Genomic DNA, 25,269 nt, shown 5'->3' on the forward strand with positions numbered 1-25,269 from the left:
GATATAAAAATTGCTAAACTTGCAGCCGAGGCTGGCTTTGATGAGATTCAGTTTGACTATGTAAGATTTGCTGAAGGATTTGAGGCCTTTGGTGATACTCTAGACTATTCTAGGGGAGAATTTGAAGATGAGAATATGGAAGAAGGCGATAAGAGAGTCGCAGCAATTACAGGTTTTGTACAGAGGGCTAGAGAAGAGCTTCAAGAAGATGGTGTACCTATATCTATTGACGTATTTGGTTATGCCCTTCAAGTTGAAAGAGCAGATGGTATAGGCCAAGACTTTGGTGAGATGAGCAATCAAACTGATGTTATATCTTCTATGATATATCCTTCCCACTGGGGTTTTAACTCCTTCGATATAGAAAAGCCTGACCTTGAGCCTTATGAGTTAGTCAAAAGATACCTAGAAGCGGAGCAAGAGTACCTATCAAAACTTGACCATCCGCCTCTATCACGTCCTTGGATCCAAGACTTTACTGCAAGCTGGATAGGTGAGGGTAACTGGATGGAATATGATAAGGATGCGGTTGAAGCTCAAATTCAGGCTATATATGATTCTGGTCAAGAGGAATTTTTGATTTGGAATGCAAGCAGTGAATATACTCAAGGTGTAGAGTACTGATGAAACATACAAGAGCAAATGAATTAATAGATAAGTCGGCTACTGCTATTGAAATTGTAATATGCTTGATTGTGATTTTGGGAGTCTGTTCTGGAATACCAAAACTTATTGGATATATAGTTGACATATCAAGAGTAGAACATCTTCAAAACTCCTATTTATTAATGAATGAATTCTTAAAGCATGCTTTGCTTCTAATTGTAGGGATAGAGCTAATAGCTATGATTATTACTAGAAGTCATGAATCAATTCTAACTTTGATTCTCTTCGTTATAGCAAGGAAGATGCTTGTTTATTCACAAGGTCTGACAGATATTTTGATAGGAACTGTTTCTGTTGCCATAATCTTTGCTGTAATGAAATTTATCCTATCAGATAAGACTCTTATAGCAAAGCTTGATAATACCTTTGATGCATCTATGTCGATTGAAAAATTGAATAAGGAATATAAGCTAAATCTTCCAACAATGACCCACACATTGGGAGGTCTTATATATGAGTTGGCAGATAAGGAAAAAATTAGTGAAATTCATGAGAATACTACAATAGTATACGGACCCTATGTTTATAGGATATTGTCGGTAGATGATGGTGTAGTTACAAGAGTAAGAATTGAAGAAAATTAGCAAAAAGGGGCTGTTGCAGAATGAATAAATCGTACCAATATCATTAGAAGAACCTCCACGGAAAGTCTCACGAAGCCGACGGGCTAATGGCCTCCATCAGCCGGCAGGCGCCGATTGGCCAACCGGCCATGGGAGGTAAAATTTCCTAAGAGAACCTTCTAATGATGGTACGATGATTATTCATAGTTTTGCAACAAGCCCTTTTTATAGTCTGTGTTTTTTTCTGAATTGGGAAGGTGTTATGCTTACCTTTCTCCTAAAGACTTGATTGAAATAAGATTGAGAATTGAAGCCTACGATTTCAGCGATTGTTTCCATAGAGTGATTTGTTGAGATCAAAAGTCCCTTGGATGCTTCGATTCTTTTAAGTATGAGGTATTCTATAGGAGTTACCCTATAGGCTTGCTTGAACTCAGCGATTAGTTGGAATTTATTCATATAGGCCATATTTGAAAGACCTTCTAGGCTTAGATCGAGAGAGTAATTGTTGTCTATATAGCTTTTTATGTAATCAACCTGTCTATTAATATTTATATCATGAACAACTTCTATTTTATCCTTAAAATCTCTTAAGAAATTAATGAGAAAATAAGAAGCCAAAGCATCAGCCAAGGTCTTTGAATACATACGATCTGAATGGAATTCTTCGACGATTTTAGTGAAGATTTCCTTAAGATTTTTCTCTTTACCCTCCCAAGTAATATGAAAGAAGTTATCAAGATCCAATTCTTCTTCTGAATGGACTTCTTCTAGGTGAGAAGTTAGCCCAATACTTTCAAGACCGAATCCTAAGGCCTTTACAGCATACTCGTCTTCATCGACATAAATATTGTGACCTATGTTTGAATTTATTATAATTAAATCATTTTTGTTGATTTTAATTGAATCATTTTCTATAAAGAAGGTTCCACTTCCGTTAACTATGAAGTAAAAGTATATGAAGGGATGAAACTGAATTCTAGAGCTATTTTCATTAGTCAATAAGCTTTCATTAGCATCCAAAATCTTTATTTCTATATCATCCTTAAAGATACTAGACTCAAGTATATTTTCGTTTATATTGTCCATAATTTCCCCTGTCATTGGTTCTTAGTTACATCAGAATTAATAGCCAATCTTTCCTATATCTTATCATAAAGATAGGTCCTATGACAAATCTTAAGCTAATAATTTTAAAGACAAATATGACGGATAAAATTTTATTTGCATTTTTCTAGATTTTATGAAATTGAAATATAATACAAGTTTAGTATAGTCTTTTTAGGTGATAATATGAGTTTAATTTCTGATAGTAAGATAAATCAAATACTAGAAAGCTCAAATATAGTTGATATTATAGGTGAGTATGTTGATCTAAAAAGAGCAGGCTCATCTTTTAAGGGTCTGTGCCCCTTCCATAATGAGAAAACACCATCTTTCACGGTAGATGAGAAGAAACAACTTTTTCACTGCTTCGGCTGTGGAGCAGGGGGAGATGTTGTTTCTTTTATAATGCAAAAAGAAGGTCTTTCCTATCCAGAAAGCTTGAAATTTCTTGCAGATAAGGAAGGCATTAGCATAGATTATACCAAAGATCCTAAAGTGAATAAAAAGAATAAGGAACTTTTCGATATCAATAAAGATATTATGATGTTTTTCTATAAGAATCTATTAACCGACAGTAAAGCCCAAGCCTATCTTAAAAATCGTGGTCTATCTAGTAAGATTGTAAATACCTTTATGCTAGGTTACGCAAGAGATTCATGGGATGATTTGTATTCCTATATAAGAAAGAAAAATTATAGCGAAAAGAACCTAGAGGATCTTGGTCTTATCAAGAAATCCTCTAAGGGTACTTATTATGATAAGTATAGGGATAGGATTATCTTTCCGATTATAAATCATTTTGGCAAGGTTATTGGATTTGGGGGAAGAGCTATATCAGGGCAGATGCCAAAGTATCTAAATTCACCAGAATCTAGCATCTTTAAGAAAAGATACAATCTCTACGGCCTAAATGTTTATAAGAGGCAGAAGAGAAAAGAACTCATACTTGTAGAAGGCTATATGGATGTGATAGCTCTTAATAACCACGGTCTAGACATTGCTGTTGCATCTTTAGGAACGGCACTTACTATAGATCAGGCCAAGCTTATGAAAAGATATTCTGATGATATATATATTTGCTATGATCAGGATAATGCTGGAGTTAAGGCTACTTGGAAGGCTATTAAGATTTTTCACGAGATAGGAGTTAACCCAAGTGTAATTGTCTTAGATGATGGCAATGATCCAGATGACTTCATAAGGAGCAAGGGTAAGGATGCCTTTGAGGAAAAAATTAACAATGCCCAGGATTCCTACAATTATGAATACAATAAAATCCTAGATGAATATAGTTTGGCAAAGCCAGCAGAGAGGTTTGATAAGCTAAATTTGTTCGTTGATTTTCTCGCATCTATTAAACAGGAATTGACTCAAGAAATCTTTATAAACAACGTAAGCAAGCTATTTGACATAGACAAAACTACTTTAAAACAAGCTATTTCAAGGTATAATAGAAATACTGACTTAAGAGATAAGAATAAGGATAAGTTTAGTAAGAAAGAAAAAATCATAGTAGAAAGTTCTAATAAGAACTTTAGAATAAATGAGTTGGAAGTTTTAAGATTGTTTTTCAATCAGAGGTCTGATTACGAGAAGGACAGAGACTTTTTTGATAAGGCTATAGAAAATGAGAAGATAAACAATGTTAAGACTTTTTTAAAAGAAAAGGATGTTAGTAAGTTCGATCTTTCAGATGAGGACTATAAGTATATTTTGAATTATATCAGAGATAATACAAATCCCATAATGGCAGAGGAATTAAAGAGGAAGATAATTCTTTACAATAGGAAGAGAGAACTTAAGAGATTAAAGAAGAGATAGTCTTTAGAAGTAAGGGGAGTATTGATGACAAGCGATGACAGTAAGTTGCTCGATGATGATGTTCTAAAAGAAATAATAGAAGAATTTCAGTCTATGAGCGAGTCTCAAGATGGATTGATTACCTATTCTCAGATAAATACATTCGAAAACTTCAAGGAAATGGAAGATGATAGCAAAAAGTTTGTTATAAATCAGATTATAAGTTTAGGCATAGAAATAGTCGAAAAATCTGAAACAGTTCTTGAAGAAGAGGAAGAAGCGGATGATTTAGATGATGAAATAGATGATGACGACGAAGGCGATATCGATGATAAGAAGATAGAAGAAGATATCAAGAAATCTGTGGATATTATGGCTGGAGTCAAAGTTGATGACCCTGTAAAGATGTATCTTAAGGAAATAGGCAAGGTAGACTTGTTGACAGCGACAGAAGAGATAATACTTGCTCGCAGGATGGAAATGGGCGAGATTGCTAGAAAGAAACTCGAAGGGGTCAAGTTTAACAAGCAAAACAAGAGTAAACTTGCAAATGATATATTCTTTGGTGATCTTGCTAAGATACTCAAGGTATCTAATGAGAAGATTGTAGAAAATGGAAGTCTTGATAAGAAAAGCTACGAAGAGATAAGAGGACTTATCAGCATGGGCGAGCTTTTTAGAGAAATTATGGACAAAGACATGGATAAAGAAGCCCTAGAGGAACTGAAAGCAAGGGTTTTGATTTGTAATATAGCAGAAAATGCTGTAAGCGAAAATGTACTTGACAGAAGTAAGGCTAATTCTCTTTGTGATCTTTTTGATTCCTTTGACCATATGCTTAACATTACCGAGTCAGATGAGATAGTTAATTTAATCTATCTATCATTTAATGATATCCTATCAAAGGCTGCCAACAAAGAGCATATAAAGACCAATGATAGTATGATCCTAGAAGATTTTATTATCACAAGTCAGAGGGCTAAAAAGATTTCTGAAAACATCGCCTTAGATAATGATGAGATAAGGGAGATAGAAGAAACTATTGCCCTAAGAGATCTTGCCTACAAGGTGATTAATGACGAAGATTTAAGTGATGAGGATATTCTAGATTTAAGAAGAGCTGTTCTTAATTCGAAAAGAGCAAAGCAGAAACTTGCAGAAACAAACCTTAGACTTGTAGTTTCTATTGCCAAGAAATATGTTGGGCGTGGCATGAGCTTTTTAGACCTAATCCAAGAAGGAAATATGGGGCTTATGAAGGCAGTTGACAAGTACGATTACAACAGAGGCTTCAAATTCTCAACCTATGCTACCTGGTGGATTAGACAGGCTATTACACGTGCCATAGCTGATCAGGCAAGGACCATAAGAATTCCAGTTCACATGGTAGAAACAATAAACAAACTCGTAAGAATCCAAAGACAGCTAGTTCAAGATTTGGGTAGGGATCCTTCAAACGAAGAGATTGCCGAGCAGATGGGACTAGAGGTAGAGAAGGTTCGAGAGATAAGAAAAATATCCCAAGAACCAGTTTCCTTAGAAACCCCAATAGGGGAGGAGGACGATTCCCACTTAGGAGATTTCATAGAGGATGATAGTGCGATCGATCCTGGTGAAGCAGCAAACTATACTATGCTTCGTGAGCAATTAAATGATGTTCTATCTTGCCTTGGTGCAAGGGAAAAACGTGTCCTCCAATTAAGATTTGGCCTAATCGATGGGACACCAAGGACTCTTGAAGAAGTAGGCAAGGAATTTGACGTAACTAGGGAGAGGATAAGACAAATAGAGGCCAAGGCCCTAAGGAAGCTTAAATCTCCAAACAAAAGTGAATTATTGAAAGATTTTTTATAATGGAAGATAAAAAAAGATTGTTAGATATTATAAATCTAATAGATAAAAATAAAAAAGTTATAGATATAGGAACTGATCATGGATTGGTTCCTTTATATTTAGCAAAAAACGGAATAAGCAAAGAAATTTTGGCGACAGATATATCAGAGAAGTCTCTAGATAAGCTAAGAAACGTCTTAAATTCTGATAGCAAAAATCATATACAAACCATGGTCACAGATGGATTTAAGGGTATTAATAAAAAAGAAGGGCAAGTAGCAATAATCGCAGGTATGGGAGCAAATACCATTATAGATATAATAGAAGAATCCATGGACTTTGCTAAAAATCTCGATTACCTGATTCTTGCGAGCAATATCAACACCGAAAAGCTTAGACTATTCCTCGTAGAAAATGACTTTGAAATAATGAATGATTTTCTAAGTTTTGAAAATAAGAAGTACTACGATATCATAAAGACAAGATTTTCTAAGTCTAAGCCACTTAAGCTTTCAGAAATCTACTATGGTAAGGATGATATAAAAAACAAGAGTAAAATCCTAAAAGAAAAGCTTGAAATTGACCGTAAGAAAAACCAAAAATTTAGAGAAGATATTCTTGCTAAATCAAATGATAAAAAAAGTCTATGGAAAATCGAGGAGAGACTTAAAGCTATTAAGGAGATAGAAAACACATGGAAATTAGAGAATTAATAGAAAATTTGGAAAAGAAATACCCTTTTTCTCTCCAAGAAGAATGGGATAACTCAGGACTTCAAATAGGCAATCCTAAAGACGAAGTAAAAAATGTCTTAGTTTCTCTAGACCTTGAAGAAGAAGGAATCAAAGAAGCTATAGCTAATGATTGCAATCTAATCATAACCCACCACCCATATTTGTTTAATGGAGCGAAGTCAATTGACTTTAGTAGGAGATTTTATAAAAGACTAAAGACTTGTGTCAAAAACGATATAGCAGTCTACGCCTTTCATACCAACCTCGATATAGCAGGGGGCGGGGTAAATGATAATCTATGTAGGATTTTGGAAATAGATAAAACCAGAGTCCTTGAAAAGGGTAAGGAGCTTGGACTTGGTCGTTATGGCTTCATCGAAGAAAAATCTGCTGATGAATTTATCAGAGAAATCAAAGATAAGCTAGAAGCAAGCGGCCTAGTAGTCTACGGTGATACATCTAAGAAGGTTAAAAAGATTGGAGTCTGCGGTGGAGCAGGAAGTGAGCTTATAAGAGATGCCCTAGAAATTTCTTGTGATATGATGATTACAGCAGATGTGAAATACCATGATGGGATGGATCTTTCTAACGAAGGAATCATAATCTGTGATGTAGGGCATTTTGCAAGTGAAAATCATATTATCTATAAACTTCAAAAGGATATTGACGAGTTTTTTGATGGAAATGTAATGACATTTTCAAAAGGTGATAGCTTTAGGAAGTTTTACTAGTTGTTTTTTCACTAGAAAAAAGTATAATCTAGAAGGAGTAAATCGGGTAATCGCGGGTTAATTCACGAGGAAAGTCCGTGCACCACAGAGCGAGGATGCTTGATAACGTCAAGTAGGAGTGATCTTCAGGCAAGTGCAACAGAAAGTATACCGCCAGATTTCTGGTAAGGTTGGAATGGCGAGGTAAGAGCTCACCAGCTGTCTAGTGATAGACAGGCTATGTAAACCCCATCCGGTGCAAGAACGAAGGGACAGTAGGATGCCTGCTCGGCACGGTCCGGTATGGTTGTTCGCTTGAGCTTATTGGCAACAATAAGCCTAGACAGATGATTATCTAAGACAGAACACGGCTTATAGATTTGCTCTTCTACATAGTATTAACATTTTTGTAACTAATTATTGGGAAAATGTTAGGAATTATTACATTTTTTGGAAAAGTTTTTTAGTTTTATTGGTTATTTTATGGATTTTGGTCAATAAATCTAGTAATCTGTCTGAAAAGTGTAATTTTTTTGTAACAAATTCTTGACACTTTTGTTAAAAAGATATAAAATGTATACAGATTTCAAAACAGAAACATTATCAAAATAAGATTCATTACATAGATATGGAGGACTTGATGAATAAAAAAAATATAGGAGCTATGCTATCAGTTATAGCTGCAGTTACAGCAGGTGCGAGTGCATATGCTACTACAATTAACAATTTAGACCAAGATCAACATACAAATTCGCTAATTACAGAAGCGAATTATACAGAAAGCTATTCTGATTATGATCTAGTGAAATCTGAATATACTGAAGATGTAAAGAATACAAAAATTGCTAAAGAGGCCAAACCAGCCAAAGAAGAAAAAACAGAAGTAAAATCTGACTTAGATAAATTAGTAGAAAATGCAGCAAGAGATGCTGTAGTTGAGATAACAGCAGCGAAGGAAGTAGAAGCAAGCGAAGAAGTTCCAGAAAAAAAGGATGAAAAAGTTGAGGCTAAGGAAGAAACTGAGGAAAAAGTCGAGAAAGAAGAAGTTTCTAAAGAGGAAGCCAGCGAAGAAAAAACAGAAGAATCTGATAAGGAAGAAGAAAAAGAGTCTACTGTTGTAAAATACGTTAATACAGAAGTCCTTAACGTAAGAAGCACCAAGAATATGGATGAAAATAATATAGTTTCTTCTCTTAAAGCTGGCGATGAAATAGCAGGAGTTCTAGAAGACGGATTCCTAAACACTGAATTAGGATATGTAAATGAAGAATTCCTTTCAGATGTTTATCCAGTAGAATTAGTGAGTGAACTAAATGAAAATGAAGAGGCTAAGAAAGCCCAAGAAGCTGAAGAGGCTAAGAAAGCAGAGGAAGCAAGACTAGCTCAAGAAGCAAAAGAAGCCGAAGAAGCTAAGAACGCTCAAGAAGCAAAAGAGGCTGAAGAAACTAGAAAGGCTGAGGAAGCAAGACAAGCTGAAGAAGCTAGAAAGGCTGAGGACGCCAAGAAAGCTCAAGAAGCAAAAGAAGCCGAAGAGGCTAGAAAAGCTCAAGAAGCTGAAGAGGCTAGAAAAGCAGAGGAAGCAAGACAAGCTGAAGAAGAAAGACAATCTCAAGCTGCCCAATCATATTATTACACAGGATGGGTTAACACATCAGTTCTAAATGTTAGGTCTAGCGCCGGAGACGGTAGTATAATAGGATCTGTTAGAAAAGGTGACTGGCTAGAAGGTAAGGCTCTTAACGGTTGGTTAGAAATTGACTACAACGGTCAAAAAGGATATGTATCAATAGACTTCATATCTGACACTGAAGTAGCTAAGGAAGAAGTGAAAGAGGAAGTAGTAGAAGCCCAAGAACAAGTCCAAGAAGCCCAAGAAGTAGAACAAGCTTCAGCACCAGCCTATAGTGGATCTGGTTTAAGTGCGGCAGACCTTGCGACACAATTTGTAGGTAGTCCATATGTATGGGGTTCTGCCAACCCAGGAGTGGGATTTGACTGTTCAGGCCTTACATCTTATGTTTATAGCCAAATGGGAATATCCATCCCACACCAATCAGCAGCCCAATACTCAAGTGGTTATGCTGTAGATTCATCTAATCTTCAAGCAGGAGACTTAGTATTCTTCTCATATGGTGGCGGCGGAATTGACCACGTAGGAATCGTAGTAAATTCTGATGGTACCTTCGTCCACGCATCTACACCTGCAACAGGCGTTAGATATGATAATGTATACAATGGAAGCTTCCAAAATGCATTTGTAGGAGCTAGAAGAATATATTAATAATTTTTAAACTATCCCGATTAGGTTTATCCTAGTTGGGGTTTTTTTATGGAGGTAAAATGAAAATATTAAATACAGATGGTATTAAAGATACCTTGATAGATAAACTTACAAGCCATAAGTTTACTAATAAGATTTTGCTATTATCCAAAAATCCTACTAGTGAAGTCCTACACTATAAGAAGGCAATAATTAAAAGATGTGAAAAGTTTGCTATCGAATATGTGGACTATGAATTTACTACAGAAAAGCCAGAAGAAATCTTAGCATATATCAATTCCTATGAAAAGGAAGATGGCTATATAACACTTGCGCCTTTTGGAGATGGGAAAGACTTAGCTCTTCTTAAAGATAATATTCAAATCAAGGATCTTGATGCCTTCACCTACAAAGCCCAAGGCCATGCTATGGAGGGATCTACAGATTGTCTTCCTCAAACAGCTAGAGCAATAGTAAGATTTCTAGAAGAGAAATACTCTAGTCTTCATGGTAAGAATATAGTGATTTCAAATAAGACTACAACTATAGGAAAGCCATTAGCAATGAATTTACTGACGAAATATGCGACTGTTACAATCATAACTCGTCATACAGCAAATCAAAAAGATCTTATAAAGAATGCTGATATATTTATTTCAGCTATCGGCAAGGCTAATTTTTATGATAAGTCATATTTTAGAGATCGAATGCTTGTTGTAGATGTAGGTACGACCTATATAGATGGCAAAATTATAGGCGATGTGGACTATAGGAGCTTGGAGGATATGGATATAGAAGTTCTCACAAACAAGAGGGGCATAGGAGCCCTTACGACCCTTATGCTCTTAGAGTCTTTAATTTAAAATAAAAAAGGATAAGAACCCTTCTTGTTAGATTCTTATCCTTATCTTAATTGTCTAAACTTTTAACAACTTCTATTGCTTTTTCATAATCTGGTAAATCGGTATTCTGCTCTAAATATTCTGCGTAGGCGATTTTGTTATCTTTATCAATTACAAAAACTGACCTATTCAAAAGCTGAAGTTCATTGATTAAGGTTGAATATTTCTTTGAGAAGTCATGGTGAATGTAATCTGATACGAATTTATTGTTTGTTATTTCTTTCTCTTCTAAGAATCTCACTTGAGCGAAAGGTAAGTCGTTTGATACAGTGATAAGGGATACGTCATCCGATAAGTCTTCTCTCGCCTTAGTAAACATTGTAGTTTGAATTTCGCAAACTGATGTATCTATAGATGGGATAACTGATATTAGTTTGATCTTACCATCGTCTTCTTTAGACGAATACTCGTTTAGCTCATTATCAATAGCCGAAAAGTCTGGTGCTGTATCCCCTACCTTTAGTTTTTCACCGTCCACACTTACTTCTACACTGCCGAATTTAATATTTCTTGACATTGTTACTCCTTTCTATATATTATCTTCATAATCTATATACCCGAATTGTATTGATTGAAACTAAAACATTGTAAATGAAATGTTTATGAGGTATAATTAAGCAGTATGAATATATAAGGAGGCAAAATGGCAGAGTTAGTTTTACAAGCAGAAAAAAGAGAAGCTACTGGTAAAAACAAAGTTAATAAGCTAAGAGCAGCTGAACTAGTACCAGGAGTTGTTTATGCCAAAGATGAAGAAAATATAAATGTTCAAGTAACAGCTAGAGATTTTGAAAAAGTACTTAGACAAGCTGGAACATCAACAATTATAACACTAGATTTTGGTGGTGAGAAGAAAGATGTACTTATCAAAGCATATCAAAATCACCCATTCAAAAACCAATTTTTACACGTTGACTTTCAAGCAATCAACCAAAACGAAGCTATCAGGGTACAAGTTCCAGTTGTACTTGTTGGTAGAGATGAAATCAGAGTTGAACCATCTGTACTAGTTCAAAACATCGACGTTGTTGAAGTAGAATGTCTACCAAAATACATCCCACAAACAGCTGATGTTGAAGTAAGCGATCTACAAATCGGTGATGTTAGAACTATAGCTGATCTTGACATTGCAAAAGTTGACGATATCACAATTCTTGAAGAGGACGACGAAGTTATCTGCTCACTACAAGAACCTAGCGAGGAAGAAATTCCAGAAGAAGGCGAAGAAGAAGCAGCTGACGCAAGCGATGTTCCAACAGTTGATGAAACTGAAGAAAGTGAATCAGAAGACGAAGAATAAGATTAAAAAAGGCCACGTGGTCTTTTTTTTTGCTATCTTTAAGAAAATCTTCTAAGCTAAATTTTTCCTAATATGGTATAATAAGAACATGACAGGAAAACTAATAGTATTTGAAGGTCCTGATGGATCTGGAAAAACAACAGTTATAAATGAAGTAAAGAAGAGGCTTAAGAAAGATCAGATAGAATTCTTAGACTTTAGAGAACCAGGCGGAACGAAAATCTCTGAGAAGATTAGAGAAATTATCATAGATAATGACAATGACAAAATGACTAGTAGGTGCGAATGTCTGCTATTTGCCGCAAGCAGAGCCCAGCTTATAGAAGAAAAGATAAGACCAGCACTTGAAAAAGGCAAACTTGTCATATGTGATAGGTTCGTCCTAAGCTCCCTCCTCTATCAAGGAGTGGGTAGGGGACTCGGCATCGAAAAGGTAAAGGAAATAAATGACTTTGCAACAGAAAATACAAAGGCAGACCTTACCGTATTTTTTGATATAGACTACAAGACGGCTCTAGTAAGAAAAAGGGCGAACTTCTCAGCAGATAGGTTCGAAAGTGAAGACTTCGACTTCCATAGGAAAATATTTGATGCTTATATAGATATAGCAGAAAGATACAAGGACGAGATAAAAAGAGTAGATGCAACGAAATCTGTAGAGGAAGTAACTGATCAAGTAATGGATTTAATTTACAAATCTTTGGAGGAGATACTATGAAACTACTTATAGCTATAGTTCAAGATGCAGATGTGAACTTTTTGGTTGATGCATTAACAGATAAGGGATATAGGATTACAAAACTTGCTACTACAGGTGGTTTTCTCAAAAAGGGAAATACAACTCTCCTAATAGGTGTTGAGGAAGAAGACCTAGACGAAGTCCTTTCCATCATAGAGAAAAACTGCAAGAAGAGGGATACAACTACAACTATCATCAACCCAACAGCAGAAAGTTCACTTTTGACAAATACAGTTCCAATAGATATAACTGTCGGTGGGGCTACAATATTTCTGATAGACGTTGATAAATATATCCAACTATGAGCTTTAAAAATAGGGAAATAGACATAAAAAATCTGTCCAACGCCTATATTTTTGAAGGGAAAAACGAAGAAGCTAACAAGGCCTTTGCCCTTGATTTTGCAAGGGAAGTTTTTAGCTACTATGGCCTAGATTATGATAACAACCCTGACCTTTACCTGATTGACAAAGAAGGTGGAGTAATAGATATAGAAACTATCAGACAGGTCTTAAAGGATATCTATCTTAGACCCTACAGCGGCAAGATTAAAATATATATAATCCATAACGCCCAGGACCTAAGGCAAGAAGGATCAAATGCAATGCTAAAAAGCCTGGAAGAGCTCAAAGATTATGTAAAGATCATTTTTACATGCACCAATAGATATAATCTCTTGGCAACTATTAGGTCAAGATGTCAGATAATTCCAATAAAATCTGAAGAAAATGAACTTGATATAGACATGGATAAGGTCTTTGGGATAATATCTGATATCTATAAGGGTAAGATAGAAACATACTACCAGAATAAGGACTTCTTTGCTAAATATAAGGATGATAGACAAACTATCTATAAGGCCTTGCTCAAAGTATACCAAGACCTTATAAGCTACAATTATAACAAAGATGAGCTAGATTACAATACAAAATATATGCTAAAAAAATTTCCACAAGTATCAGTAGACGAAATAGAAAAAGCAATATTTTTGATAGAAGACATACAAAATGCGGCAAGAACAAATATTAATTATGACCTAAGCATAGAAAAAATCATATTTAATATATTTAGAGAGGGGAATTTCTGATTGAGAGTCGTAGGAATAAGATTTAGACCAGCGGGTAAAATATATCATTTCGATGCAAATGGAAATGAATTTGAATATAAGGATAAGGTAATAGTAGAAACATCAAACGGAGTGGAAATGGCAGAAGTTGCCTTAGTTGATGTCGACGAGTCAGAAGCTAAGGGAAATCTCTCGCAAGTTATTCGAAAAGCCACCAACGATGACCTATATTACTATGCCAAAAACGAGCAAGATGCCAAAGATGCAATAAGTCTCTGCCAAGAAAAGGCCAATGCCCATGGGCTAAAGATGAAGATAATAGATGCAAAATATACCTTTGACAGAAGCAAAATCACCTTCTACTTCAAGGCTGAAAATAGGGTAGACTTTAGGTCACTCGTAAAAGACTTGGCCTCAATCTACAGAAATAGGATTGAGCTTAGACAAATAGGAGTAAGAGATCATGCCAAGATGATCGAGCACCTAGGCCCTTGCGGGCAAAAATGCTGTTGCGGGAGATTTCTTAATGACTTCAGGCCCCTATCAATAAAGATGGCCAAGGACCAAGACATAACCCTAGATCCAGGCAAGATTTCTGGTATGTGTGGAAGGCTTATGTGTTGCTTGTCATATGAAGAAGAATGCTACAAGTGTAGCAAGAAAAAAATGCCTAAGGAAGGTCAAAAGGTAAAGACAGCAGACGGATACGGCATGGTCCTTAATAACGACTACATCAGAGAATGTTCCAAAGTAAGGGTTAAACTTACAGGAACTGACGAAGAAATCGAAGAGACTTATTCATGTAAGGAAATGGAATACTAGAAATGATAATTAATATCAATTTGAATAAATTATCATTTTACAATTAAAATCAGAATAAATATAAAAAAAATCTTGACTTTTAATTCCATATGTTGTATATTATAGACATAAGAAATAAACAAATAGGAGGAAAATTATGGCTTATAGAATAGATGAAAATACATGTATTTCATGTGGATCATGTGAAGGCGAATGCCCAGTAGGAGCAATCTCTCAAGGAGACGCAGCTTACGAAATCGACGCAGACGCATGTATAGACTGTGGTTCTTGTGCAGCAGTATGTCCTGTAGAAGCAATCGACCAAGAATAATCAAATACATAAACAAATGACATACTAAGGCCCTTCGGGGCCTTTTTTTATAACTAAAATAGAAAAATATATCAAGATTTAAGCTACAAAGATAGGATATAATAGAAGTAATTACATAAGTTAAGAGAATTGATTTTAGAAGTAATAGAGAGGCTTTGATGCAGATTAGTAAAGAGGATATGAAGATTTTGTTAAAATCCCAACAAGGGGAGTTGGATGTAGTCTTAATGTATAAGGCACTTGCAGATGTTGTTAAAGATAAAGAAGATATAGAAACTTTTAAAAAGCTTGCCGTAGAAGAAGGCCATCACGCAGCTGTATTTCACAAGCTCACTCAGGTAAATCTAAAGCCAAAGAAGAAATTAGCTATTATTATGCCAATGCTTTACAAAATATTGGGCAAAAAGAGATTATATCCTAAAATAGTAGAGGGAGAATACAAGGCTGCTCAAAACTATGCTCCAGTTGCAGAAAAATTTCCGGAAATAGAAAGTGTAAAAAATGATGAAATTAGACATGGAGATATGGTTAAGGGTCTGCTATAGGATAATTCTTGATCTATTTATCAAAGACCTTATTCATATAGCTATAAATTAAGTAATTATCTTTACTAAATTTATTTAATTTTTTCGTCTATAATTAAATCAGATGTAGGGAATGAAATGAAGAGTAAATTAATTGAAATAAAAGACAAAAAAGAAAAAGAAAAGATAGGAAACTTGGTCTTGGATGACCTTACAGATTGGTTTTCGATAGGTGAAAGTAGAAAAACTTATATAGAAGAATCATTGGATAAAAGATTCTTGGCGATTTTCCTTGACGATAAGCCAGTAGGATTTTTGGTTATGAGGGAAACAAGCGAGGATTGTGTAGAGATTTTTATAATGGGACTTATGAAAAAATACCACAGGCTGGGTCTGGGGAAGAAATTAATCGAAGTCTTCGAGAACTTAGCTAGGACTTTATCTTTCTCTTATGCCCAGGTAAAGACTGTAAAGAGAGGGACCTACGAAGAATATGATAAGACCAATGACTTCTACAAGGCTATGGGATACAAGGAGTTAGAGTGCTTTCCTTGTTTATGGGATGAGAATAATCCTTGTCAGATTTATATAAAATACTTAGGAAATAACTAGAAGATTTTAAGAAGGGACATAATGAATAAAACTATAATTAGTACAAGTATAAAAACAGCAATAGCTGCGACCTTGTCCTTATCTTTGGCAAGCTTTTTAGGACTTGAATACGCATCATCAGCAGGGATCATCACCATACTTGATATATTTGAGACTAGAAAAGCAACTGTCAAAGGAGGGCTTAAAAGGATGGTTTCGGCAATCTTAGCATTTACTATTGGTGCCATAGTCTTTGAAATAGTTTCTTATAAAACTTGGGCTTTTGGTATTTACTTAATCATATTCGTTCCCTTATCCCTTTTACTAAAGATCGAACTAGGCCTTGGTCCATCTAGTGTGATAGTTACCCACTTGCTTAGTTATGGGAATATCAATCCTTCTATAATAAAAAACGAGCTAATACTTGTCCTTATTGGAACTGGATTTGCTATGTTAACCAACATCTACGCACCAGAAAGCCAGGATGAGCTTAAAGAATGGATAGAAGATATAGATGAAGATATAAAGGATGTCCTAAACTTTTTTGGAAATACCTTGGTTAATCATCTAGATGTAGAAATCTACGAGGATAAGATTTCGAAGCTTGAAGAAGATATAGACAAGGCTGTTGACCTTGCGATTATTGAGAATAACAATAGAATTGAAAATAGTAAGAATATATTAAGGGAGCTTAACCATAGGCAAATAGAGATGGACCTTCTAAAAGAAATGTATGAGGACTTAAAGGAGATTCCAAGGGCCTATGACGAAGGTAAACTAATTTCCGACATAATAATCGATACAGGAGAAAATCTCGGAGATGCGAACGAAATGATCAAGGTCAAGGAAAGGATAGAATATTTGAATAAGCACTTTAGGATGATAGACCTTCCTCAAACTCACGAAGACTTTGCCATTCGTTCGGCGATTTTTCAAGTTTTTAGAAGCCTTAGTGAATTTATAGACATTAGTATTGATCTAAACAAAATAAATAGACTTTGATGATATTTTGCAAATCTCAAGGGAAAACTTATGCAATAGAAGAGAAGGCAGCAACTTGAGCTAGCCTTCTTTTCTTCACTTATTTTCATCTCCTAAGTGTCTTAACTGTTCTACTTGCTCTTCTCTTCCTAGAACTATAAGAACATCGTTTGTCTCGAAGGTGTAGTTTCCTGGAGGATTGAAGAGCATTTTCTTATCTGTATTTCTCTTTATGGCAAGTACTATGAGGCCTGTTTTGTTAGGGATTTGGGCGGCTACTAAGTCTTTATTTTCTAGATATGAGCCCTTTTTCACCATGACCTCCTCCAAGTCCATCTCTACATCTCCAACTTTTGTTACTACATCCAAGAAGGAGATAATATTTGGCTTAATCATAAGTGATGCAATTCTTTTGCCGCTGATTTCTACAGCAGACATAGTTTTATTTGCTCCAACTTTCATTAATTTTTGACTGTCTGATTTAGAGGTCGAGTTAGCTATAATATAGATATCCTTGTTAAGGTTTCTCGCAGTTAGGACAGTTACTATATTATCAACCTCTGAAGGAAGGGCAGCTATGAGGCCCTTGGCTCTTCCTATCCCAGCCTTTTCTAAGATTTCCTCCTCAGTAGCTTGGCCTTCTATGACCAAAATATCGTGATGGCTGTAATCATCGAGGTCAGCCCTATCATCAGTAATTACAAGAAAATCTAAGCCTTCCTTGATAAATTTTTCTATAATCACATCGGCAAGCTCTCCTGACCCACATATTATATAATGCTCATCTAGAGCAGAAATCTTCTTATCCATCTTGCTTCCCTTCCATAAATCTACAAGCCTTCCCTCAACTAACATTGCCTCAACCGTAGTAAAGGCGTATCCTACAACACCAACTCCCAGAAAAATCATGATTATAGAAAATAACTCCGATAGGTCACTAGTAGTTCCGACCTCTCCGAAGCCCACAGTCGATATGGTAATAACTGTCATATACAAGGCATCCACCAAACTTACCTTAAGAAGAATCATATAGCCAAGGGTGCCAAATATTAGTAAAAGTGCAAATACGACAAAAATAAATTTAAGCTTCCTCTTATCCTCCATAAGCCCTCCTGTTGATTTGATTATAGCTTAAATTAATAGAAAAAGCAATAGGATAAAGTGCTTAATATCTATTAGAATATATTAAAGAGTCTTATCTTAATTATAGAATACATTATTATAAGAAAATCATATAAAAATAGCTGTAAATCAAGGAGAATAATTGACTAATATTTAAATTAAAAAATATTTATAAAGAATCCTAACAATTTATCTAAATAAATAGATTATGTAGAAAATATTAGTATAGTGATGCTAAGTATAAATAAATAACATACTAACTATGCAATAAGGAATGGAGAAATTAATGAATAATAAGAAAAACAAATTCCTAATTCCTTTGTCCAATGAATCAATAAAGAAGACCCTTCTTGGAGCTTCTATTATTGTTGGTGGTTTTGGACTACTAGGAAATACAAATGATGTTTATGCTGATAGCCTTGACGCTTCTTCTGAGATAATTGATAACAATCAAATCGATGAAGTAGCTAAAGATAAATTAGACGATAAAAAGGTCCAAGAAAACTTTGATGAAGACAAATATATTGATATAGAAGAAGAAAAAATTGAAGAAGATCAAAAAAAAGATCAAGCATCTGATACGGAAAATAAAGAAAATGTAGATACTAAGGAAGTTGAGGATAATCTACAAGTAGCTAGTATGTCCAAGGCAAAGGCGGCTGATTTTGCTGAGCCTGTCGCTCTAGCAGATGAAGCAAATAATGAGCAGAACTATACTGAAGATGAAAAAGAAATAAAGGACTACAGTGGAGAAGAACGCTATAAGGAAACGGACCTCCAACCGGGAGATACAAATCAAGATTTCAATAAGGATGATGAGAAGGTAGAAAAAGACGGTTTTAAATTTGAACTTAAAAACCCATCTGAAACTTCTTCAAGTAAGAGAGAATATGGTTACCAAATTACCATTGACAAGGAGACAGGTCAAAGAACTTATACTAAGATTACTGTTACAGACTCGGGACTTGTACAAGTAAAAGAAGGCGAAAAACCTATGATGGGTAAAGGAGAGAAATTGACTCCTGAATCCCCTGAGGTAACTTTCAAGCCAAATGAAAATGGAGAGCTGACTGCTGGTGGACGACAAAAAAATTTAAACTACGAAGCCAGCGAAGAAACCCTAAGGCATATCAACAATAAGGACAATCCTTCTACTTCCTTTGGTATGGAGGATAATTACACAAAAGACAACCCAGGAATTAAGTTTTTTGGTAATAACTTCGCTTTAGGTTACAAGGTAAATCCATGGCCAAATGAAAATGATAAGCTAGAGCTATTGAAATTAAATGGGTCCTACAACGAAAAGGTCTTTGTCCAAGGTCAAGACATAGACACCGGTATTAAGGTTGACAATATCGATGAAAATGCCAAGGAAAGACTCGTTGGTCAAGTATATAATCCAATTACCAATAAAATTGTACCTGGTGCCAGTGCCTATATAGGTGACGATGGCAATATTCACATCCAGATGCCAAAGGGTGCCCTAAAGAAAAATGCCGAAGGCAAGTATGTTGTAGATGAAGAATCTATTTTTAATACAAAAGACTACAAGGCCCTTCAACACCTAGATGTTAAATTCTTTGCTCGTCCAAGAACTAAGGATGAGTTTACAAAGGTAGCGGAAACACCAGATGAGTCTGGTGAAACAGGAACTTATGTAGAAACAGGAGCAGGATCTGCCGATATTAATCACAAGGGAGCTAATGTTACAATCGACAAGCAAGGCATCGACCGCTACGACCACTATAACCTAATCGGTGACTTTAAGCTAAACCTTGATGATACAAGATACTACGACCAAAGATTTAAAGATGGGAATAATGATGATACTTCTAAGGTAACATCATCAGCAGTAAAACCAGGTGAGCCATTTAAGGTGGGTATAGTAGAGCCAGAAAATCCAAGAGAAGAAGATAAGTCTGCTGCTGAAATGAATGAAGCTGAAGACAAGGGAGAAGCTTCTGGTAGGCTTATCATGGACTTTATAGACCGTGAAAACAAGGGCAAGGCAGAAGAAGACCAATGGAAGGTTGCACTCGACAAGGGCGACATCGCAAACTTCACAATCACTCCTCCAAAATCGGCTAAGGCCGGAGACTTTGTCGCAATTCCTATTGAGTATACCTATACAAACGGATCAAAAGACGTCCACTGGTTCCACTTTGTAGTTCAAGAATCAACCTACATCAAACCTGAATACGAAACCCAAGTAAACTTCCCAGCCAAGGAACAAACAGCACCTGCAAAAGTAACAGAAGATGGTAAGAGGTTAATACCAGACCACTACACACTTCCAGACACTCTAGAAACTGACGAGTCAGGAAATAAATTAGCTACAGATGATAGTGGAAATAAGTGGATTGTAAAAGTTGACAAAACAACAGGAAAGGTAAGCGCTAAACCAGTAGAGCCTAAGGACTTTAATGGAGGAGAAAAACTTGAAGTACCAGTTATCTCTCACTATGTAGATAAGCAAAAACCAGGCGAAGACATCACTGAAGAAGCTAGTGCCTACTTTGTAATCGAAGAGAGAGCCAACATGACTCCTCGTTACAATGCCAAGGCTGGCAAGGCAGGAGATTCCCTTACTTCTGATGTTATCTTAAATACGGAAGATACCTATAACAGAAGACCAGGTAAATACACCCTAGATTCTGATACTTTTGTGGATGATAAGGGCAATACTTGGAATGTAACAATCGATGAAAAAACAGGCCAGGTAACAGCTACTGTTCCTAATGGGGTTTCTAGTGATAGCCTTGATGGAGCCCTTCTAAATGTACCGGTAACAGCCCATTATTATGAAGAAAATGGCACTCTTGAAGTTGGAACAAGAAAAACTGAAGTCCAATTTATTGGATCTGGTACAGAAGGTAAGCACAAATATATAGTAGACATTCCTTTTGAAACCAAGGTAGAAAAAGACCCTTCACTTAAAAAGGGTGAAATCAAAGTAATAAAAACAGGTGAGTTAGGATCAAAAGAAGTAAGTCTAGTTATAAAAGATTCAGTAGTTGATAAAGCACAAACTACAGAGAAAGTTTTAAAAGAAAAACAAGATGCCCTAATCAATGTTGGTGAAGGTGTCCTAGACGGAACTCACAATATAGAAGAAAAAGTTGAAGTTCCTTTTGAAACAATTGTAGAATTTGACGACACTCTTGCACCAGGAGAACAGAGAGTAGATGTAGAAGGTGCAGCTGGAGAAAAGACAAGGACTACTACTCTTACAATTGAAGATGGCAATGTAACAAAAACTGAATCTGGTGAATTTACAGAAACAAAAGCACCTGTTAATAGAGTTATCAAAGTAGGTAGAAATACTGAAGGCGAAGTAGTTCATGAAGAAAAGATTCCATTCAAATATGACATCTCTTATGACCCAAGTCTAAAATCAGGAGAATATGTAATTGATGTGAAAGGTTCTGAAGGAATAAAGACTACAACTTGGAAGATTAAAAACTCTAAGGTAGATGGCGAACCAAGTACCAATGTAACTAACCCAGTTAATGCTGTAATAAGAGTTGGCCAAAAAGACTTCACAGGTGAATTTACTCATGAAGTAAAAGAAGAAATTCCATTTACAGTAAGAATTATAGAAGATGAAACCCTAGAAGCTGGTAAGAGTGAAGTTGTAACCCAAGGCCAAGCTGGAGAAAAGACAACTAAATACACTCAAGCAATTAAAAATGGTGAGGCTGATGGAGAATTAAAATCAGAATCTAACAGAACAAAAGAACCTGTAGAACAAGTAATAAGAGTTGGTAAAAAAACTGCTACTAATAATGTAGAAGAAAGAACTGACGTACCAGTAGATATTGTTTATAAGTACGATCCTAATATGGAAGTTACTAAGGCGACAAAAGGTGACTTCACTCCAGGAGGTGTTAAGACAGTTGTAACTAATAAATATAATCCAGAAACTGGAGAAATTGAATCAGTTAAAGAAACTGTAGTAACAAATGCTAAGCAAGAAATAATTGTTGGTACAAAGAAATATACTGGTGAGTTTAAAAATGTAATCGAAGAAGAAATTCCATATGAAACTGAAGTTATCTTCGACGAAGAACTTGAAACAGGAACTATGGTAGTTGATAAGGCTGGTAAGCCAGGAAGCATTAAGAAGGAATTTATCCAACACTTTGAAAATGGAGAACAAAAATCTACAGAAGAAAAAGAGCTTGGAAGAACAGAAGCAGAAAAGAGAATAGTAAGAGTTGGTTCTAAGACAGAAGGGACTCATCAATATAAAGAAGAAATTCCATTTAAGTACACTGTCGTATATGATCCTGAAATGAAAGCAGGAACTTATGAAGAAGTAACTCCAGGTAAAGTTGGTGAAAGAGTAACTATTTGGACTATTAAAAACTCTAAAGTAGTTGGAGAACCAGAAACTATTGAAACAAAACCTGTTGATGCAGTAATAAAAATAGGCAGCAAGGACTTCACAGGTGAGTTTGAAACTAAAAAGACTGATTTTATTGAATTTGAAACAATTTATGAAGTAGACAATACTATGGAACCAGGAACAACTAAGGTTGTTCAAGAAGGTCAACATGGTGAGATAGAAACAACAGTAACCCATACAATTGTAAACGGTGAAGTGACAGAATCTAAAGATGGCGAACCAGTATCAACCAAATCTGCAATTAATAGAATTGTAAAAGTAGGTGCTGCAAAATCTAATGGTAATCATGAATATACAAATAAGATTCCATTTGATGTAGAAGTTAGGGTAAATCCAGAACTTAAGAAGGGCGAATACAAAGTCGTTCAAAAAGGTGAAGTTGGGGAAGAAAAATATACACTTACTATAGAAGATTCTAAGGTTACAAATACTTCAGAAGCCTCTATAACTAAAGCTCCAGTCAAAGAGATCATCGAAGTAGGTTATGCTGATTTCACAGGTAAGATTGAATCTGTTGACAAGGATCCAGTTCCATTTGAAACAGAAGTTACAGTTGATTCAAGTCTTGCACCAGGCGAAATTGTAGAAGACCAAGCAGGAGTTCTTGGTGAACAAGAAACTAAGCTTACAAGAACAATTACAAATGGTACAGCTGGCGAAGAAGTACGTGGCGAAACTACAGTAACAAAAGAACCGGTTGCTAGAAAGATTAGAATTGGTGCTAAGTCTGACGGTATGCACGAATACACTAACAAGATTCCATTTGATGTAGAAGTAAGAGTAAACCCAGAACTTAAGAAGGGTGAATACAAAGTTGTTCAAGAAGGTGAAGTTGGGGAAGAAAAATATACGGTTACTATAGAAAACTCAAAGGTAACAGCTACTTCTGAGCCAATAACTACAAAAGAAGCCGTTAAGGAAATTGTAGAAGTTGGAAGCGAAGACTTCACAGGAAGCTTAGAAACTAAAAAGACTAAAGCTATTGAATTTGAAACAGAATATATTGTAGATAATTCTCTAGAACCAGGCACAACAGAAGTTGTTCAAGAAGGCTCATTAGGTGAAGAAGAAACAAAGGTAACTCATACTATCAAAAACGGTGAAGTAACAGAGTCTGTTGAAGGAGATAGCGTTCAAACCAAGGCACCGGTTAAGAGAATTGTAAAAGTGGGACCAGCAAAAACTGATGGTACTGAAACTATTACAGAAGAAATTCCATTTGAAGTAGAAGTTAAAAAAGATCCATCACTTAAGAAGGGCGAATGGAAGTATGCTACAGATGAAGCTGGAAATGAATTAAAGGGAGAAAAGGGAAGTCAAGAAAAGACCCTAACAATCGTTAATTCAAAAGTAACAGAAACATCTGATCCGACAGTAGTAAAACAAGCTAAAAATGCTGTGATACTTGTGGGCGATGAAGACTTTACAGGCGAAGTTAAACACAAAGAACACTTTGAAATTCCATTTGAAGTTGAAGTAAGATATAACGACCAACTTCCAGCTGGCACAAGCAAGGAAATTCAAAAAGGTGTTAAGGGTTCATACGATGTTGAGTACACACAAAAGATCAAAAATGGTTCAGCTGATGGAGAAATGACTAAAGAAGAATCTAACAAAGTTGAAGCTAAGAAGCACATCATCGAAGTTGGAACAAAAGTTGAAACACCAGAAAACAACTATTCAAAAGAAGTTGAAGTTGAAGTCGAGTATGTTTATGATGATACAAAAGACAAAGGTGTAGTTGAAACTGGTGAATTTACTCCAGGTAAAGTTGAAACTAAGGTAGTTGACAAGTACAATCCTGAAACTGGCAAGGTTGAACAAACAACTGAAGAAGTAGTAACTAAGGCTAAGCAAAAAGTAATAGTAGGAATTAAGGACTTTACCGGAACTTACGAATACAAGAAGACTTGCCCAATACCATTTGAAGTTGAAATCATAGAAGATAAAACTTTAGCTAAGGGTGAGAAAGTAGTAGATCAAGAAGGTAAGCCAGGTTCTAAGACAACAAGCTATGAACAAAATATCAAAAATGGAGAACCAGAAGGTGAAGCTAAGAAGATTAGCGAAGAAATAAGTGAACAACCTACTAAACACATTGTTCGTATAGGTACAAAAGAATCTGAAGGCGAAACTAAGAAGACTATCGAAAGAGAAATTCCTTACGAAACTAAGCTAATCTATGATGAAACTTTAGAATCTGGAACTCAAAAGATTGAAAACGAAGGAAAAGCTGGCAAGGAAGAAGTTACAATTATTCAAAAGATAAAAGATTCTAAGCCAGTCGGAGAAGCGACAGAAACTACAAAGACTATCACAGAAAAAGAAGATAGGCTAGTCAGAATCGGTGTTAAGCCAGTTGAAAAGATGATTGAACTTGGCAATAATACTGAATATAGACACAATCCAGAGCTAAAGGCTGGTGAAGAGAAAGTTATCGAAGAAGGTTCAAAGGGTTCTGTAAAATACACAACTACTTTCAACAAGGAAACGGGTAAGCTTGAAGTAAAAGAAGAAAGAACTGAACCAAAGAACAAGGTCGTAGAATATGGTTCTAAGACTGATGGCGAATTTACCTACGAAAGCGAAAAGGCTTATGATATCATCATTAGAGAAAATCCAGATCTTGAAGCTGGAAAAACTAATGTAATCCAAGAAGGTAAGCCAGGTAAGACTGAAACTACTGTTAAGATAGAAAACAGCAAGGAAGTCTTTAGGGATACTAAGACAATCACAGAAAAACAAGATAAGATTATAGAAATCGGAACAAAGAATGTCTGTGAAATCCCACCAGTAAAGCCAAATCCAAACCCAGATCCAAAACCAAACCC

General features: G+C 35.6%; 21 protein-coding genes and 1 other RNA gene. 19 read left to right on the forward strand and 3 right to left on the reverse strand.

Annotated features, from left to right (window positions below):
• Both RCH56_RS04345 and RCH56_RS04350 read left to right on the forward strand, forming a co-directional pair.
• Window positions 1-624 (forward strand): putative glycoside hydrolase (locus RCH56_RS04345; protein WP_306483767.1); only part of this gene is annotated, 624 nt, incomplete at its 5' end.
• Window positions 624-1,250: a transporter associated domain-containing protein gene (locus RCH56_RS04350; RefSeq protein WP_306483768.1), complete on the forward strand. Its 627-nt coding sequence runs from the start codon at window positions 624-626 to the stop codon at window positions 1,248-1,250. The genes RCH56_RS04345 and RCH56_RS04350, both read left to right, overlap by 1 nt.
• 204 nt (window positions 1,251-1,454) lie before the next feature.
• On the opposite strand, the gene RCH56_RS04355 is transcribed toward RCH56_RS04350, so the two are convergent.
• Window positions 1,455-2,318 (reverse strand): AraC family transcriptional regulator, encoded by an 864-nt coding sequence (locus tag RCH56_RS04355; protein ID WP_306483769.1) that lies wholly within the window; start codon window positions 2,316-2,318, stop codon window positions 1,455-1,457.
• 204 nt (window positions 2,319-2,522) lie between these two features.
• Here RCH56_RS04355 and dnaG point away from each other — a divergent pair, with 204 nt between their 5' ends.
• From dnaG to RCH56_RS04390, 7 genes are all read left to right on the forward strand, one after another.
• On the forward strand, window positions 2,523-4,157 hold the full coding sequence (gene dnaG, locus RCH56_RS04360; protein ID WP_306483770.1) for a DNA primase: 1,635 nt from the start codon (window positions 2,523-2,525) through the stop codon (window positions 4,155-4,157).
• A gap of 24 nt (window positions 4,158-4,181) precedes the next feature.
• On the forward strand, window positions 4,182-5,990 hold the full coding sequence (rpoD, locus tag RCH56_RS04365; RefSeq protein ID WP_306483771.1) for an RNA polymerase sigma factor RpoD: 1,809 nt from the start codon (window positions 4,182-4,184) through the stop codon (window positions 5,988-5,990).
• Window positions 5,990-6,682, forward strand: a complete 693-nt coding sequence (locus RCH56_RS04370) for a class I SAM-dependent methyltransferase (RefSeq protein WP_306483772.1) — start codon at window positions 5,990-5,992, stop codon at window positions 6,680-6,682. Before rpoD ends, RCH56_RS04370 begins: the two co-directional genes overlap by 1 nt.
• Complete coding sequence (locus RCH56_RS04375) at window positions 6,664-7,434, forward strand: Nif3-like dinuclear metal center hexameric protein (RefSeq protein WP_306483773.1); 771 nt, start codon at window positions 6,664-6,666, stop codon at window positions 7,432-7,434. Before RCH56_RS04370 ends, RCH56_RS04375 begins: the two co-directional genes overlap by 19 nt.
• Before the next feature lie 34 nt (window positions 7,435-7,468).
• Window positions 7,469-7,804: RNase P RNA component class A (gene rnpB, locus RCH56_RS04380), an RNA gene on the forward strand.
• A gap of 249 nt (window positions 7,805-8,053) precedes the next feature.
• Complete coding sequence (locus RCH56_RS04385; RefSeq protein WP_306483774.1) at window positions 8,054-9,694, forward strand: SH3 domain-containing C40 family peptidase; 1,641 nt, start codon at window positions 8,054-8,056, stop codon at window positions 9,692-9,694.
• Between the two features lie 59 nt (window positions 9,695-9,753).
• Window positions 9,754-10,536: a bifunctional 5,10-methylenetetrahydrofolate dehydrogenase/5,10-methenyltetrahydrofolate cyclohydrolase gene (locus RCH56_RS04390; protein ID WP_306483775.1), complete on the forward strand. Its 783-nt coding sequence runs from the start codon at window positions 9,754-9,756 to the stop codon at window positions 10,534-10,536.
• A gap of 46 nt (window positions 10,537-10,582) precedes the next feature.
• On the opposite strand, the gene tpx is transcribed toward RCH56_RS04390, so the two are convergent.
• A complete protein-coding gene (gene tpx / locus RCH56_RS04395; RefSeq protein ID WP_306483776.1) occupies window positions 10,583-11,092 on the reverse strand; it encodes a thiol peroxidase in 510 nt (169 codons plus the stop codon).
• Between the two features lie 126 nt (window positions 11,093-11,218).
• Here tpx and RCH56_RS04400 point away from each other — a divergent pair, with 126 nt between their 5' ends.
• The 9 genes from RCH56_RS04400 (at window position 11,219) to RCH56_RS04440 (ending at window position 16,929) form a co-directional block, all read left to right on the forward strand.
• Window positions 11,219-11,875, forward strand: coding sequence for a 50S ribosomal protein L25 (locus RCH56_RS04400; protein ID WP_306483777.1), 657 nt, complete (start codon window positions 11,219-11,221; stop codon window positions 11,873-11,875).
• Between the two features lie 88 nt (window positions 11,876-11,963).
• A complete protein-coding gene (gene tmk / locus RCH56_RS04405; protein WP_306483778.1) occupies window positions 11,964-12,593 on the forward strand; it encodes a dTMP kinase in 630 nt (209 codons plus the stop codon).
• Window positions 12,590-12,919, forward strand: coding sequence for a cyclic-di-AMP receptor (locus tag RCH56_RS04410; protein ID WP_105300717.1), 330 nt, complete (start codon window positions 12,590-12,592; stop codon window positions 12,917-12,919). Before tmk ends, RCH56_RS04410 begins: the two co-directional genes overlap by 4 nt.
• Window positions 12,916-13,701 carry a DNA polymerase III subunit delta gene (locus RCH56_RS04415; protein WP_306483779.1) on the forward strand — a complete coding sequence of 262 codons (786 nt, stop codon included), beginning with the start codon at window positions 12,916-12,918 and terminating at the stop codon, window positions 13,699-13,701. The genes RCH56_RS04410 and RCH56_RS04415 overlap by 4 nt, the downstream gene beginning before the upstream one ends.
• Window positions 13,702-14,502, forward strand: a complete 801-nt coding sequence (locus RCH56_RS04420) for a stage 0 sporulation family protein (RefSeq protein ID WP_306483780.1) — start codon at window positions 13,702-13,704, stop codon at window positions 14,500-14,502. It begins immediately after the preceding gene.
• Between the two features lie 136 nt (window positions 14,503-14,638).
• Complete coding sequence (locus tag RCH56_RS04425) at window positions 14,639-14,812, forward strand: 4Fe-4S binding protein (RefSeq protein ID WP_015778053.1); 174 nt, start codon at window positions 14,639-14,641, stop codon at window positions 14,810-14,812.
• Window positions 14,813-14,970: 158 nt separating this feature from the next.
• The gene (locus RCH56_RS04430; protein WP_306483781.1) at window positions 14,971-15,357 is read left to right on the forward strand and encodes a ferritin family protein; all 387 of its coding nucleotides are present in this window, start codon (window positions 14,971-14,973) and stop codon (window positions 15,355-15,357) included.
• Between the two features lie 117 nt (window positions 15,358-15,474).
• Window positions 15,475-15,948, forward strand: coding sequence for a GNAT family N-acetyltransferase (locus RCH56_RS04435; RefSeq protein WP_306483782.1), 474 nt, complete (start codon window positions 15,475-15,477; stop codon window positions 15,946-15,948).
• Window positions 15,949-15,969: 21 nt separating this feature from the next.
• Window positions 15,970-16,929, forward strand: coding sequence for an aromatic acid exporter family protein (locus RCH56_RS04440; protein ID WP_306483783.1), 960 nt, complete (start codon window positions 15,970-15,972; stop codon window positions 16,927-16,929).
• 75 nt (window positions 16,930-17,004) lie between these two features.
• On the opposite strand, the gene RCH56_RS04445 is transcribed toward RCH56_RS04440, so the two are convergent.
• A complete protein-coding gene (locus RCH56_RS04445) occupies window positions 17,005-18,012 on the reverse strand; it encodes a TrkA family potassium uptake protein (protein WP_306483784.1) in 1,008 nt (335 codons plus the stop codon).
• Window positions 18,013-18,316: 304 nt separating this feature from the next.
• On the opposite strand from RCH56_RS04445, the gene RCH56_RS04450 reads away from it, so the two are divergent.
• Window positions 18,317-25,269 (forward strand): G5 domain-containing protein (locus RCH56_RS04450; protein WP_306483785.1); only part of this gene is annotated, 6,953 nt, incomplete at its 3' end.

Origin of the sequence: Anaerococcus sp. (genome assembly GCF_030825785.1) — a bacterium.
Taxonomy (GTDB): domain Bacteria; phylum Bacillota; class Clostridia; order Tissierellales; family Peptoniphilaceae; genus Anaerococcus.

What these genes read in the sequence shown, in the direction of transcription:
- RCH56_RS04350 (WP_306483768.1), top strand. Translation starts at nt 624, where the DNA reads ATGAAACATACAAGAGCAAATGAATTAATAGATAAGTCGGCTACTGCT.
- RCH56_RS04355 (WP_306483769.1), bottom strand. Translation starts at nt 2,318, where the DNA reads ATGGACAATATAAACGAAAATATACTTGAGTCTAGTATCTTTAAGGAT.
- dnaG (WP_306483770.1), top strand. Translation starts at nt 2,523, where the DNA reads ATGAGTTTAATTTCTGATAGTAAGATAAATCAAATACTAGAAAGCTCA.
- rpoD (WP_306483771.1), top strand. Translation starts at nt 4,182, where the DNA reads ATGACAAGCGATGACAGTAAGTTGCTCGATGATGATGTTCTAAAAGAA.
- RCH56_RS04370 (WP_306483772.1), top strand. Translation starts at nt 5,990, where the DNA reads ATGGAAGATAAAAAAAGATTGTTAGATATTATAAATCTAATAGATAAA.
- RCH56_RS04375 (WP_306483773.1), top strand. Translation starts at nt 6,664, where the DNA reads ATGGAAATTAGAGAATTAATAGAAAATTTGGAAAAGAAATACCCTTTT.
- RCH56_RS04385 (WP_306483774.1), top strand. Translation starts at nt 8,054, where the DNA reads ATGAATAAAAAAAATATAGGAGCTATGCTATCAGTTATAGCTGCAGTT.
- RCH56_RS04390 (WP_306483775.1), top strand. Translation starts at nt 9,754, where the DNA reads ATGAAAATATTAAATACAGATGGTATTAAAGATACCTTGATAGATAAA.
- tpx (WP_306483776.1), bottom strand. Translation starts at nt 11,092, where the DNA reads ATGTCAAGAAATATTAAATTCGGCAGTGTAGAAGTAAGTGTGGACGGT.
- RCH56_RS04400 (WP_306483777.1), top strand. Translation starts at nt 11,219, where the DNA reads ATGGCAGAGTTAGTTTTACAAGCAGAAAAAAGAGAAGCTACTGGTAAA.
- tmk (WP_306483778.1), top strand. Translation starts at nt 11,964, where the DNA reads ATGACAGGAAAACTAATAGTATTTGAAGGTCCTGATGGATCTGGAAAA.
- RCH56_RS04410 (WP_105300717.1), top strand. Translation starts at nt 12,590, where the DNA reads ATGAAACTACTTATAGCTATAGTTCAAGATGCAGATGTGAACTTTTTG.
- RCH56_RS04415 (WP_306483779.1), top strand. Translation starts at nt 12,916, where the DNA reads ATGAGCTTTAAAAATAGGGAAATAGACATAAAAAATCTGTCCAACGCC.
- RCH56_RS04425 (WP_015778053.1), top strand. Translation starts at nt 14,639, where the DNA reads ATGGCTTATAGAATAGATGAAAATACATGTATTTCATGTGGATCATGT.
- RCH56_RS04430 (WP_306483781.1), top strand. Translation starts at nt 14,971, where the DNA reads ATGCAGATTAGTAAAGAGGATATGAAGATTTTGTTAAAATCCCAACAA.
- RCH56_RS04435 (WP_306483782.1), top strand. Translation starts at nt 15,475, where the DNA reads ATGAAGAGTAAATTAATTGAAATAAAAGACAAAAAAGAAAAAGAAAAG.
- RCH56_RS04440 (WP_306483783.1), top strand. Translation starts at nt 15,970, where the DNA reads ATGAATAAAACTATAATTAGTACAAGTATAAAAACAGCAATAGCTGCG.
- RCH56_RS04445 (WP_306483784.1), bottom strand. Translation starts at nt 18,012, where the DNA reads ATGGAGGATAAGAGGAAGCTTAAATTTATTTTTGTCGTATTTGCACTT.